Source organism: Marinilactibacillus psychrotolerans (assembly GCF_900101525.1).
Taxonomy (GTDB): Bacteria; Bacillota; Bacilli; order Lactobacillales; family Carnobacteriaceae_A; genus Marinilactibacillus; species Marinilactibacillus psychrotolerans.
Map to the genome: position 1 here is coordinate 40,192 of NZ_FMZD01000012.1, position 13,309 is coordinate 53,500.

A 13,309-nucleotide genomic window follows, 5' to 3' on the forward strand; every position below is an offset into this window, starting at 1 on the left:
ATAGAGAATGGTGGAAATAAGATGGTCTGGATTATAATATTCAGTTTGTTAGTTAATGTAGGGCTCTTTCTGAAGTTATATCAGGATCGGAAAGTGAAAAAGGATGTTGAAAAACAACTTCAGTGGATTATAGATGAGAATGCTTTAGCTAAAATTAGGCACTCTGGTTCTTCTAAATCGCATGACAATCTGGTGAATGAAATTAATCGAATGGTTGAAAAAGTGAGTGAAACAAGAATAGAATTTGAAGAAATGGTTCAACAAAATAAACGAATGGTATCATCAATTTCACATGATTTTAGAACCCCTCTGACTTCCATGCTGGGATATATTCAAATTCTTCAGAATGATTCAAACTCTTTGAAAGATGAAAAATATCTTAAAATTATTGAAGAACGAACTAAGATTCTTAAAAACTTAGTTGAAGAATTTTATAGTTTAAGTTTGCTAGAATCAAAAGAATATCAAATGAATTTTGAATCAGCAAATCCAATAATTCTAGTACAAGAACAAGTAGCGATGTACTATTCTGAATTAGAAAACAGATTTGATCATATTTCTATACAATTATTTGAAGAGAAGATAGCACTTTTGACTAGTCCCGTTGATTTCAACCGATTAATTGGAAATTTATTAAAGAATGCCTATACGCATGGAATAAAAAGGTTCGCTTTATATAATGAAATGACTGAAAAATCATTAATACTTTATTTTGAAAATCAAGTAAAAGATGCGAACTTAATTGAGGTTGATCGCTTATTTGAGCGACTTTATAAAGGCGATGATACTAGAGCAGTTGGCTCCACAGGGCTTGGGTTATCGATTGCACAAAAAATAGCAGAAGCTCTAGAATATCAATTGGAAGCCTCAATGAAAGAATCGACTCTTCAGCTTAAGTTGACCATTCCACTCAATTAATAATTAAAAAGCGCGAAGTTCTTTTAAATGAAGAACTTCGCGTATTTTTTAATTATGATGTTCTAAAACAATTTTACCGATTGTATGACCAGTCATTAGTTGTTCATAAGCTTTTGTCAAGTTCTCTGAGTTCATCGAATGAAAGCGATGATTAATAGTAGTCTTTAAGTTACCGGATTCAATGTGCGTTTTCAATTGTGTTAGATAGTTGTGTTGTTTAATCCAATCGGATGCTTCATAAACAGATCTTGTGTACATTAATTCATAACTGAATGTAACACTTTTTGAAAAGAAAGACATAGGAAGTGGAGTCCTTAAAGGTAAAATTGAACATACATGACCTTGAGGGCTGACAATTTTACTTACTTCTTTTATGTTTTCATCAGCATTAGAAGCTAAGAAAATATAATCGACTGTATCAATTCCAAGTGCATTTAATTGAGGTTGGTATGGCTCTTTATGATTAATGATTTTTGTAATACCTAAATGGGCAAGGTGCTCTCTAGATTCATCCCTTGAAGCTGTACCGATGACATGTATACCATCATTTAAAGCGATTTGTGTTGCAATCGAACCGACACCACCAGCTGCACCTATGATTAGTAGTGTGACGGGCTCATTAGAATTTTCTGGAATCCTTAAACGATCATAGAATGTTTCATAAGCAGTGAGTGCTGTTAATGGAAGAGCTGCAGCTTCAGCAAAGTCTAAATTATCAGGTTTTAGAGCCACCATTCTTTCATCGATTACGTGATAATCTGCTTGCGCTCCTTGAACGTTACTGGAACCTGGATAAAAGACTTCATCTCCTTCTTTGAATAATTCTACATGATCTCCAGTTTCTACAATAATACCTGCTATATCTCTACCTAAGACAGTAAAAGAGTCGTCATCTTCTTTTTTCATCTGCCAAGTAGCAACATCAGTGGGGTTCAGAGCAACTGCCTTTACTTCCACAAGGATTTGTCTACCATGTGGCTTAGGTTTATCAATCGTTTTTTCTTCAAAGATAGGAGAGTTACTTTTATCTCCAGGATGTCCAAAACCGTACGCTGTCATTTTTTCTGACAAAGTGATCTTCCTTTCTATTCTTTAATAAGTTTAGTTTACTCTTTTAAAAAAGCGAGAACAAACTATATGTGATAAAATGGAAAAAGATGAATCAAACAAAGGATGGTTATTTTGACACGATATATAGAAAATGCACAGAAAGTATTTGAAAATAACTTTAATTTAAAGCCGCAAGAATCGGTTTTGATTGTCACTGATGATAGTATGAAAGAAATTGCCCAGTACTTCTATGAAGCAGCTATCGTAAAAGGAAATGAAACAGTTATGGTTCAGTTTCCAGCCAAATATAAAAGTGGAGAAGAGCCTCCAAAGGTGATTGCTTCAGCTATGAGAGCAGTGGATGTTGCTCTATGTATCACGGCAGCGAGTCTAACACATACGCAAGCTAAAAAGGCAGCAACTACAGCAGGAACTCGAATCGGAACCATGCCTGGTATTACACTTGATATGTTGGAACAAGGTGCAATTGAAGCCGATCCATCAAAAGTAGAAGAATTGACAGATAAGTTTACGTCACTTCTTGAAATAGGATCGGAAGTGACCATTGAAAAAGAAGGGGAGTCTCTATCATTTACTATTGGTGGGAGAAAAGGCATTCCAAGTACGGGGATCTTTAGAAAAAAAGGTCAGGGAGGAAACATTCCATCAGGAGAAGCTTATATTGCTCCAATTGAAACCTCCGCGAATGGTGCAATTATTGTAGATGGGTCTGTTGCTCAACTAGGAAAAGTCTCTGAACCTATCAAGTTAGTTTTGAAAGAAGGTCGTTTGGTAGATGCCGTTGGAAGACAGGGAGAAGCTCTATTATCTCTTCTTGGAGAAGACAAAGGCCGTATCATAGCTGAATTTGGAATTGGGACAAATCCGACAGCTCGAATAACTGGAGTCGTTTTAGAGGATGAAAAAGTATATGGAACCATTCATATTGCTTTCGGCAGTAATAAACCATTCGGTGGAGAAACGGAAGCTGGCGTTCATATTGACTGCGTTGTTAAAGCACCGACAGTTTGGATAGATGGTAAGAAAGTTATGCAACGTGGAAAAATTGTATAGTATATGACTTGGTCTAGCTTTTAGGAAAAAAATGAGGTATGATGATAAAATATTATCTTAAAATAGAAAGTGGGAAACCAATGAGGAGAACAACGCATTCATCTAGATATCCGGCAATTTTTGCATGGCTCACGGTATTCATATGGATGGCTATTATTTTTTGGTTTTCTTCGCAACCAGCAAACGAATCAGCTCAATTGAGTTTTGGAGCTATGGAAGTTGGCAGTCAAGTTGTGAATCACTGGAGAATAGTGGGGGCAATAGGATTCCTTCTATTTTTCAATATATTCTTAATCTGGTTGAAGAGAAGAAGTATGCCACTATGGGGTAAAGTTATAGTTTTCTTAGTATTTTTAGTTTTTTGTGGTCTCACGATTTACTTTTTACTAACAATTGTACGACCACGTTTAGGAATCAATAATTTAAGAGAAATGAATTACTATGTTCTGCATAACTTTATTCGAAAAAATGCGCATTTCTTTATTTATATGTTCTTAGGGATACTGATTAAAAATGCCTTGTCTACCTCTAATATAAAAGGATTCAAAGCGATCTTGTTTGCACTTGTCGTTTGTGCAGCATATGCAGCATCAGATGAATTTCATCAATATTTCGTTCCTGGTAGAACAGCATTAGTAACGGATGTCTTCATCGATTCTACGGGTTCATTCATAGGAATTATTTTGTATTCCATTCTTGATTGGATCTCTGGAAGAAGAAGTATATGGCAAGCATTCTGGAATATCAAAAAATAATAAATAGTGAAACCCCTGATAGACTTAATGCCTATCGGGGGTTTTTAAAATAAATCTAATTGCCTTGGAGACAAATTTTCAAAGGAGATATCTAAAATATCCTGCAAAGAAAATGCATTTTGTGCTGCATGACCACCTGAATTATTATTGAAAATAACACAGACTTCTTGCGTCTTGCTTTCTAGGGTTTCAACAGTAGTTGCGAATTCAACCAATTCTTCTTTTTTATAATTATATAAGGTACGTTCTGCACGCCAATCATTAAGACTTTCTCCTAACCAGCCTTCATAGTTACGCCCATGCAACCGATAAATAGCCAAAGTATCATTAGTTGATAGAGGTATAGTTGGCACACTATTATTTGGAGTTTGCGGCTGATCAACGATCACATTAATAAAATGTTGCTGAAGTAAAAAGTCTAGAGTCTTTTCTTTATTCTGTTCAGTAAACCAGCTTTGACTCCTAAACTCTATAGCAACTGGCAAATCTTTCATTAGTTCTCGAACACGTCGTAAATAAGCTACGTTTTGTTTCGTACAGTCGAAGTAGGGCGGAAACTGAAATAAGAAAGCTTTTACTTTATTAGAAACAACCATTGGTTCAAAAGTTTTATTAAAAATTTCAAACATCTGCTCAATACTGGAAAACTCCTCTATCCATTCTTTATGTTGAGTCATGGCTTTATAGGCTTTTGGAATAAATTGAAAAGCTTCTGGCGTTTTCTCAATCCAAGAAGAGATATTTTTTTGAGGAGGTATAGCATAAAAACTAGTATCTAGTTCAACTACAGGGAAATAGCTCGAGTAATTTTCCAATTTTTTGGAATTCTCCAGGGTAATCGTAGGGTGATCTCCCCAACCCGTTAATCCTATTGTAATCATCATACAAACCTTCTTTCTACGGATACATAGATACTTATATAATAACATGATCAATTAAGCAGTTCGAATAAAATTGATTACATGAAGAATAATATAATCATAAGTTAATAAATCTGATATACTATATAAACAACGTGTAAAGGAATGAGACCTTTGTATTTCTACGAATGTTTAAAAAAAAATCGCACTCAATTGAATCAAACAGAAGAAGAAATACTCAACTATCTGATTAATGAAAAAACACAAGTAGAAAAGTGGACGATCAGAGATGTTGCAAAACAATTTTATACTGTCCCTAATACAATTGTGAGAATGTGTCAGAAACTTGGATTTAAAGGATACACTCAATTCAAAGAAGAATTGAAAAAGACTTTAGAAGCGGAAGAAACGATACTTAATATGACAGATCTAGATGAGAAGGTTATCAAGACTAAACAACTCTTGAATAAGGAAGTTTTAGAAGAAATTATTAGTAAAATTCATGATGCTGATAATATTCTGTTTTTCGCAGTTGGACTTTCTAGATTTCCAGCGGAGGAACTTAGTGAGCGATTAAAAATTTTAGGTAAGAAAAGCCAAACTTTCATTGATCCGCATTTAATGAAGCATAATGCAAAGCAAATGGGACGTAAAGACGTAGGAATTGCGATCAGTCTTAGTGGATCAGAAAATTCAAATGTATTTGCAGCAACCAATCGTGCTAATATTGCCGGAGCTAAAACAATCAGTCTCACGGGCTTCTCAAGCAATGCTTTGTCAAAAATAACAGACTATCAGTTATACGCATATAGCACAGAGATTAAAATAGAAGGCATCGATGCATCTGATCGATTCGGATTACATTATTTAGTGAACAAACTATTCAATGATTATTTGAAAAAGTATCAAGTGTCAGATTAAGAAAATAAAAAAGCATCGAACCTTAATTCTGAAAGGAGGTTCGATGCTTTTTATTTAAATTACTAGTTTAGTTCTGGCCAGTATTCTTTATTAGCTTCAATTAAAGCATCCAGTAGTTTGCGTGCTTTTTTAGCATCAACTACTGTACGATTCATCGTTAAAGCCTGTAAAGCTTTAGTATATGATTCTTCCATATAAGCCTCTACTGTAAGTTTTTCATACGCATGCTGTGATTCGATCAATCCTTTATAGAATGTATCAATTTCACCCACCGCGTATGGATGAGGACCATTTGCTCCAAGAGAAGCCGCAACTTCAACCATGCTGTCATTAGGCAAATTCGATACTATACCGTTGTTTCTTACCATAACGACATATGTTTTTCTTAGATTGTGTGCAATAGAGGCCGCAACTTCAACCATCATATCTCCATGAGCATCATTATGAACAACAGAAGAATCTTTAGCTGTACCATTCTCAACAATTCTTCTACATTCATTAAAGACCTTTGTCTCACGACCTTCACGGACTTCATCTGTTCTAGTACGATTAGGATCCATTTTAGATAATTTGTATTCTGGATACAGATAATATTGAAGATAAGTGTTTGGTAAATATTGCGGGAAGTCTTTTAACATATCTTCAACCATTGCATAAGTGTCTAACCAGGATTGATCTCTCTGCTCGGCATCAACTGGTCTGAAACCGCCATTCAAAATGATTTCTTTGATTTCCGGCATTCTATCTTTCCCAGTCTGGTCGTATAGATGTGTGAACCAGCCATAGTGATTTAATCCAAAATAGACCGGTTCAAAGTCATTAGCATCAAAATCGATCAAGCTTGCGAACGAACGTAATAAGTTGACAGGCTGATCACAGATATTTAAAACTTTATCTTCTTTAGGGAATATTTTATCTAAAGCCAAAGCCACAATCGCTGCAGGATTCGTGTAGTTTAATATCCAAGCGTCGGGGGAGAATCGGCGTACGCTTTTCACCATTTTCTCCATGTCTCTAATAGAACGAAGACCATAAGCAAAGCCTCCAGGTCCACAAGTTTCCTGACCAATTACTCCATGTTGTAAAGGTATTTTTTCATCCTTATCACGCATTTCAAAACCACCAGTACGCATCTGGCAGAATACGAAATCTACGTCTGTATAAGCTTCTTTTTCATCAGTTGTATAAGAAACCTTAACATCAGGTGCCTCTTCCTTGAATAGGATTTTAGCAAATTCACCAATGACTTTCTGACGCTCTTCGTCAATATCGTATAAAGTGATTTTTTCAAGAGGAAACTGTTTTAAATGAGTTGTCATTGCTTTCAGAATTCCAGGAGTCCAAGTGGAACCTCCACCTACTAATACAATTTTACTTTTTTTATTCATCATGATAATGTGCTGCTCCTTTCACTTGTGGTGCGATTTTTTCAACTTTTGGTCCATAAATTACTTGATAATTTGTTTCATCTAATTTCAGTGTTCCTGCTGCACCTGTTTTTTTCAATGCATCTTCATCAACGATTGAGGTATCACCAAGTACTAGACGAAGGCGAGTAAAGCAGTTATCAATACTCTTAATATTTTGGCTTCCACCTAATGCATTGACGATAGTGCTTCCTAGATCTCCAGAGGGATCAGAACTGTTAACTGACTCATTGGTTACTTCATCGTCTTCTAATTCTCGACCTGGAGTCAGAACGTGACGTTTTTCAATCACTGTCTTAAAGACGAAGTAATAAATAGGTGCATAGAATAATCCTACGATTACTGCCCAGTACCAGTTAGTGGCGGTTCCTTGAAGGATACCAAACACAGTTAAATCAATAACACCACCTTGGACATTACCGATGACTACACCGAAAGCGTCCATCAGCATAAAACTCAATCCAGCCATAAATGCATGGAAGATATATAAAATGGGGGATACAAATATGAATGAAAACTCGATTGGTTCAGTAATTCCAGTTGTAAAACTAGCCAGTCCAGAAGCGGACATTAATCCTTTTACCTCCTGTTTTTTCTCTTTTAAAGCTGTTTTGACCATAGCGAATGCAGCAGCCGGTAAACCAAATACCATAAATGGAATTTTACCTTGTGCTAAGAAGCGAGTGGCTTCAGCCATAACACCCATATCTGGAGAATCTTGCGCTAGAGAAGTATTGAAGATATTTAACGCCCCTACTACTTGCTCACCATCTATTTCAGCTATTCCACCAATTGGAGTAAAGCGTACAATCTGATTTAGGATATGATGTAATCCTGTAGGAACGAGTAATCTTTCTAAGAAGCCGAACAAGAATGTTCCGATTAGTCCAGCTTCAGCAATCAAATTGCCTACACCTTCAATAGCAGCTCCGAAATATGGCCACACAAAGTACATCAGTAAAGCCAAGAAAGGAACCGTTACTGTTGTAATAATTGGGACAAATCTTTTTCCGCCAAAGAAACTGATGGCGGTAGGAAGATCAATGGTATGAAAACGATTGTGCAGGAATGAAACCAATAGCCCTGTAATGATTCCACCAAAGACATTCATTCTTAAAGTGAATATACCTAAAACAGATTCATATTGAGAAGCAGCTTGTGTAGCAGCTAGTTCATTCATACCTGAGTCTATTAATGCTTCTACCGAGTAGGTTGCTGCAGTAATATCGTTGACACTTAATAAATACTGAATTGTGATATGAAATAAAATAAATCCTATAACTCCTGAAAAAGCTGCAGTTGTTTTATCTTTCTTAGCAAGACCAAAGGAAATTGCTACTGCAAACAAGATAGGTAGATTTCCAAATATCGCTCCTGCCAACGCACGTACGATACCAATGAAATGTTGCACAACAGTAAAAGATACAAACGTTTCTCCTACAATATCCGGATTTTGAAGCACTGAACTAATACCTAGAAAAATCCCGGCTGCAGCAATCAATGAAATAGGGGTCATTAATGCTTTGCCAAGACGCTGCCAAAAATCTTTAGACATGATAATTCCTCCTTTTTATTTATAAACATATTGTAAGGGGGTTATATAAGCGTTTACAAGAGAGAGTTGCCTTGTACACTTTTGTTCTTAACGTACACAAATCAGTGTACAAATTACATTATGTTTATTTTGATTTTTTTAAAAATATCTGGCATTATTAAGAAAAATGAGAAAACGGAGGCCGAAATATGGAATATAGACAATTAGGAAACAGCGGGTTAAAAGTTTCAGAGATTGCTTTAGGCAGCTGGTTGACCTATGGAAAAACTGTAGAAGATACGACAGCAGAAGATTGTATTCGATTAGCTTATGAGAAAGGGATCAATTTTTTCGATACAGCGAATGTTTATGAACAAGGACAAGCGGAAAAAGTACTGGGTAAAGTTTTAAAAGAATATGATAGAGATAAGGTTGTAGTTGCTACTAAAGTATATTTCCCTATGGGTGACGGGCCCAATGATAGAGGACTATCAAGAAAGCATATCATTGAACAGTGTGATAGAAGTTTACAACGACTAGGAATGGACTATGTAGATCTTTATCAGTGTCATCGATTTGATCCTACAGTACCTTTAGAAGAAACGATTATGGCACTGGAAGATTTAGTTAAACAAGGTAAAGTGCTTTATACCGGAGTAAGTGAATGGTCTGCAGCCCAAATTGAAAAAGCACAGGGCATTATACAGCATCGAGGCTATCATAAAATGGTTTCCAACCAGCCTGTATACAATTTGCTGCAACGATATATTGAAAAAGAAGTTTTACCAGTTTCTGAATCCCACGGTATGGGACAGATCGTGTTTTCTCCATTAGCCCAAGGTGTTTTAACAGGTAAGTATAAACCAAATGCTGAAATTCCAAAAGATTCTAGAGCAGCAAACAAAGAAATTGGGCGATTTGTTGACCGCTATATGGATAACGAAACACTGGAAGCTGTTCAAAAGATTGATTCGATTGCAGATCAGCTTGATTTAAGCTTAGTACAATTATCTCTAGCTTGGATACTACGTCAGCCTGGTGTTTCTTCAGCTATCATCGGAGCCAGCAAACCTTCACAAATCGAAGAGAATGTGCAAGCATCCGGCATTAAGCTATCGCAAGATGTACTGGATGAAATAGATAAGGTGTTAGAAGAGATTGCACATATCAGAAAAAGATAAAGTATAAGGATATAATGTATTATTGACAGTTATTAAGATTCATTATAAGCAATAAAGACGGAAAACCCTAATCGAAAATCGATTAGGGATTTTTTTTCGAAAAAATAAAATATTTATTACTTCGTTATGGATATATACCTAACCAATTAAGCAATAAGGTGCATTTTTAATAGGTGTTTTTTCTGTTTTTTTGTATATCAATGCACTATTTATTATAAAAATTTAAAAATATATTTGGTTTATGTAATGAAATATCTGGAAAAGTTATAGTAAACGCTTGCACAAGTTTAAATGAGATGGTATATTGAATTGCAAAGGTACGTACGAATTAAAAGGAGGCAATAAATGAAGGCGACAATTAAGTGTAATAAGAATTCGATTTTAGCAGAGATTGATAAGAGGATATATGGTTCTTTTATAGAACATCTGGGTAGAGCAGTTTATGATGGGATTTATGAGCCCAATCATCCTCAAGCAAATGAATTAGGATTTAGAGAAGATGTTCTTGATGCAATTAATGAGTTAAATGTTCCACTAGTCCGTTATCCAGGAGGAAATTTTGTATCCGGATACAATTGGGAAGATGGTATTGGACCTGTTGAGCATCGTCCCCGTCGTTTGGAATTGGCATGGCGATCTGTAGAAACAAATGAAGTAGGGTTACACGAGTTCATGAAATGGGCTGAATTAGCAAATACAGAAGTTGATATGGCAGTGAATTTAGGAACAAGAGGGATTGATGCAGCTAGAAATTTGCTTGAATATTGCAATCATCCTGAAGGTACGTACTATAGTGAATTACGAAAACAAAACGGTGCAGAACAACCCTTTAATATTAAAACTTGGTGTTTGGGGAATGAGATGGATGGACCGTGGCAGATAGGAGCTAAAACTGCTGATGAATATGGTCGATTAGCAGAAGAAACAGCAAAAGCTATGAAACTTGTAGATGATTCTATCGAGTTGGTTCTTTGCGGAAGTTCTTCCAGTAAAATGCCAACATTTGGTGAATGGGAATATACTGTGCTGGAACACGCTTATGACTATGTTGATTTTTTATCCTTACACCTTTATTGGGATAATTATGAGAATGATACTGCTAACTATCTAGCAAAATCATTGGAAATGGATAGATTTATTAAAGATGTTGTAGCAATCTGTGACGCTGTTAAAGCAAAAAAAGGATCAAATAAAAAGATAAACTTATCTTTTGACGAATGGAATGTCTGGTATCACTCAAAAGAAGTTGATTCTAAACGCGATCCTTGGGACATCGCACCGCCATTATTGGAAGATATCTATAATTTTGAAGATGCGTTACTGGTTGGTCTTGGAATCATTACACTATTAAACAATGCTGATAGAGTTAAAATTGCCTGTCTGGCACAATTAGTTAACGTTATTGCGCCTATTATGACTGTAAAAGATGGGGAGGTATGGAAACAGCCTATATTCTATCCATTCATGCAAGCCTCAAATTTTGGTCGGGGAAAAGTTTTAACTGTCCAATCGAACAGTGAAACGTATAATTCAAAAGAGTACAAAAATATACCTTATGTTGAATCAACGGTAATTTTAAATGAGGAAAATCAAGAAGTGGTCATTTTTATGGTAAATAGATCATTAGAAGAGTCTCAATTATTCGAAGCGGATTTAAGTGGATTTGATGGATTATCTCTTATTGAAGCAACCGAATTGTCAGAAAATGATCCGAAAAAAACTACTGATAAAAACCATGAATCAATAAAAATTAAAAACAATCAGTCATTTAGAGTAGAAAGTAATGTAATAACGGGAGAAATAAAACCATTATCATGGAATATGGTTCGCTTATCCTTTGAGTGACGTAATCTTATCTTTTCAAAGTTGATGAAAATGAGTTTAGTAGAATTTTTATTGAAAGTCAAATGAACGGTACAGTTTTGCGTATTGAGAAGGTAACTAACTGGGCTCAAAAATATGGAAATTATAGTAGCTTTCCTCTTAAATAGATTGAATTTATTATTAAAGAATAAATGGAAATTTCTTTACTTCTTAAATCACAAAAGATTATAAAGAATATTACACGTACGTATCGATCATGATATAGTATATTCAAATTAAACGTACGTACTAATGGTTGGTTCTAAGATTTGAGTTTTTGAAGGAAAGAAAAATAAGTATTAATTATTTCGAAAAGTAAGCGAAATCCTTTTTTGTCGAATGTTGATTCGAATTAGTAAATGTTTTTTTAACCAAATTTACGAACAAATTTTTTGGGATGTTTTACAAGTACATTTAAAAAATCAGGAGGTTTAACATGAATTCAATCAAAAAAATAATTTTAGGTACAGCTTCACTCTCATTAGGATTAATTGCTGGATGTGGGAATGATGATGAAATTGTTATGTGGACACCCCTTACCGGGGAAGATGGACAAGTAATGGATCAAATGATAGAAGAATATAATAGTACAGACCCGGAATTTCCAGTGTCACATGTCGTTACTCCCGATCTGTATACACAAATTTATACAGTAATGAACACAGGAGAAGGAACTCCAGATTTGTCCATTATTCATGCAGATAGAGTTCAAGGGTTTGTGGAATTAGATATGGTAGAGCCCATGGATGATTTAATGAATACCCATGATAAACTAAATAGTGATAATTATATCGAACAAGCTTGGGATGCCGGGACAGTAGGAGATACTCAGTATACAATACCATTAGATATTCATTCGAATGTTCTATACTATAACAAAGATTTATTGGCAAAATATGATGCTGAAAAATTCTTAGATGATAATGTAGTGACTTTTGATGAAATCATGTCATTACAAGGGAAACTTGACGAAGGACAATATGCGATTAACAATTCATTGATTTCTTGGGTACTTCTTGCTGAAACTGTAAATTTAGGTGGAAATATTAGTGATGAGGATGGGAATCCTACAATTGATACTCCAGAGATGCATGAAGCAATGGAAGCGATTGTTGAAGTTGAAAAAGCCGGACTGATGACGCCCAATGGCGAAGATGGATTTGCAATGTTCCAAGGAGAAACGGTTCTATTTTCTTCAGACGGAACTTGGTCATCGTTGGCACATGACATGGTGGAAGATTTAAATTATGGAATGACTAATATTTATGCATTCGATAATGAAACTTTTCATAATCGTGGTTCTTCACATTTATTTTCAATGTTAAAAAATGAGGAACGGTCAGATGAAAAAGAAGAAGGTATTGCAGATTTCTTAACTTGGATAAATGAAAATTCGATTACTTGGGCTAATGCTGGACAAATAGTAGCTAGTAGAGAAGTATATGAATCAGATGAATTCAAAGAATATCCACAATCATTTTTCACAAGTTCGCAAGAAGAATTAGATTCATTATTGATTTTTGATTACGAATATTATGGCTATGTAGAAGCAGCTATTAACTTGTATATTAATGATATGTTATATGGAAACATTTCTATTGAAGAGGGCTTGGCCAATGCTCAAAATGAAGTTGAAGATCTAGTGGCACAAGGTCATGGAGCAGATATAAATATTGAAGCAGAAGAAGACGCTGAATAACGGTTTAACTTAATTAATTAAGGTAAA

Annotated in this window: 11 protein-coding genes; 7 read left to right on the forward strand and 4 right to left on the reverse strand. The window is 35.1% G+C overall.

The window, feature by feature from the left end; all coding sequences use genetic code 11:
* Positions 1-21 precede the first annotated feature (21 nt).
* Positions 22-918, forward strand: coding sequence for a sensor histidine kinase (locus BLT22_RS07795; RefSeq protein WP_091762250.1), 897 nt, complete (start codon positions 22-24; stop codon positions 916-918).
* Between the two features lie 48 nt (positions 919-966).
* On the opposite strand, the gene BLT22_RS07800 is transcribed toward BLT22_RS07795, so the two are convergent.
* A complete protein-coding gene (locus BLT22_RS07800; protein ID WP_091762252.1) occupies positions 967-1,989 on the reverse strand; it encodes a zinc-binding alcohol dehydrogenase family protein in 1,023 nt (340 codons plus the stop codon).
* A gap of 111 nt (positions 1,990-2,100) precedes the next feature.
* Between BLT22_RS07800 and BLT22_RS07805 the strand changes: the two genes are divergently transcribed.
* Both BLT22_RS07805 and BLT22_RS12355 read left to right on the forward strand, forming a co-directional pair.
* Positions 2,101-3,042, forward strand: a complete 942-nt coding sequence (locus BLT22_RS07805) for an aminopeptidase (protein ID WP_218127255.1) — start codon at positions 2,101-2,103, stop codon at positions 3,040-3,042.
* Positions 3,043-3,080: 38 nt separating this feature from the next.
* Positions 3,081-3,797 carry a VanZ family protein gene (locus BLT22_RS12355; RefSeq protein ID WP_176935394.1) on the forward strand — a complete coding sequence of 239 codons (717 nt, stop codon included), beginning with the start codon at positions 3,081-3,083 and terminating at the stop codon, positions 3,795-3,797.
* A 44-nt stretch (positions 3,798-3,841) separates the two neighbouring features.
* Here BLT22_RS12355 and BLT22_RS07815 read toward each other — a convergent pair whose 3' ends face one another.
* Positions 3,842-4,681 (reverse strand): DUF72 domain-containing protein, encoded by an 840-nt coding sequence (locus BLT22_RS07815; protein WP_236048888.1) that lies wholly within the window; start codon positions 4,679-4,681, stop codon positions 3,842-3,844.
* 150 nt (positions 4,682-4,831) lie between these two features.
* Between BLT22_RS07815 and BLT22_RS07820 the strand changes: the two genes are divergently transcribed.
* Positions 4,832-5,578 carry a MurR/RpiR family transcriptional regulator gene (locus BLT22_RS07820; protein WP_171034312.1) on the forward strand — a complete coding sequence of 249 codons (747 nt, stop codon included), beginning with the start codon at positions 4,832-4,834 and terminating at the stop codon, positions 5,576-5,578.
* 62 nt (positions 5,579-5,640) lie between these two features.
* Here the strand turns inward: BLT22_RS07820 and BLT22_RS07825 are convergent, their stop codons facing one another.
* Complete coding sequence (locus BLT22_RS07825; RefSeq protein ID WP_236048890.1) at positions 5,641-6,969, reverse strand: 6-phospho-alpha-glucosidase; 1,329 nt, start codon at positions 6,967-6,969, stop codon at positions 5,641-5,643.
* On the reverse strand, positions 6,959-8,560 hold the full coding sequence (locus tag BLT22_RS07830; protein ID WP_236048891.1) for a PTS transporter subunit EIIC: 1,602 nt from the start codon (positions 8,558-8,560) through the stop codon (positions 6,959-6,961). The genes BLT22_RS07825 and BLT22_RS07830 overlap by 11 nt, the downstream gene beginning before the upstream one ends.
* Before the next feature lie 188 nt (positions 8,561-8,748).
* On the opposite strand from BLT22_RS07830, the gene BLT22_RS07835 reads away from it, so the two are divergent.
* The 3 genes from BLT22_RS07835 (at position 8,749) to BLT22_RS07845 (ending at position 13,282) form a co-directional block, all read left to right on the forward strand.
* Positions 8,749-9,720: an aldo/keto reductase family protein gene (locus tag BLT22_RS07835; protein ID WP_091762260.1), complete on the forward strand. Its 972-nt coding sequence runs from the start codon at positions 8,749-8,751 to the stop codon at positions 9,718-9,720.
* Between the two features lie 345 nt (positions 9,721-10,065).
* Positions 10,066-11,565, forward strand: a complete 1,500-nt coding sequence (gene arfA / locus BLT22_RS07840; protein WP_091762262.1) for an arabinosylfuranosidase ArfA — start codon at positions 10,066-10,068, stop codon at positions 11,563-11,565.
* Between the two features lie 454 nt (positions 11,566-12,019).
* On the forward strand, positions 12,020-13,282 hold the full coding sequence (locus tag BLT22_RS07845) for an extracellular solute-binding protein (RefSeq protein ID WP_091762264.1): 1,263 nt from the start codon (positions 12,020-12,022) through the stop codon (positions 13,280-13,282).
* Positions 13,283-13,309: the final 27 nt, after the last annotated feature.

Bases quoted from the DNA above. Each gene is read 5' to 3' on its own strand.
- arfA (WP_091762262.1), top strand. From the start codon at position 10,066: ATGAAGGCGACAATTAAGTGTAATAAGAATTCGATTTTAGCAGAGATT.
- BLT22_RS07815 (WP_236048888.1), bottom strand. From the start codon at position 4,681: ATGATGATTACAATAGGATTAACGGGTTGGGGAGATCACCCTACGATT.
- BLT22_RS07795 (WP_091762250.1), top strand. From the start codon at position 22: ATGGTCTGGATTATAATATTCAGTTTGTTAGTTAATGTAGGGCTCTTT.
- BLT22_RS07835 (WP_091762260.1), top strand. From the start codon at position 8,749: ATGGAATATAGACAATTAGGAAACAGCGGGTTAAAAGTTTCAGAGATT.
- BLT22_RS12355 (WP_176935394.1), top strand. From the start codon at position 3,081: ATGATGATAAAATATTATCTTAAAATAGAAAGTGGGAAACCAATGAGG.
- BLT22_RS07825 (WP_236048890.1), bottom strand. From the start codon at position 6,969: ATGATGAATAAAAAAAGTAAAATTGTATTAGTAGGTGGAGGTTCCACT.
- BLT22_RS07830 (WP_236048891.1), bottom strand. From the start codon at position 8,560: ATGTCTAAAGATTTTTGGCAGCGTCTTGGCAAAGCATTAATGACCCCT.
- BLT22_RS07845 (WP_091762264.1), top strand. From the start codon at position 12,020: ATGAATTCAATCAAAAAAATAATTTTAGGTACAGCTTCACTCTCATTA.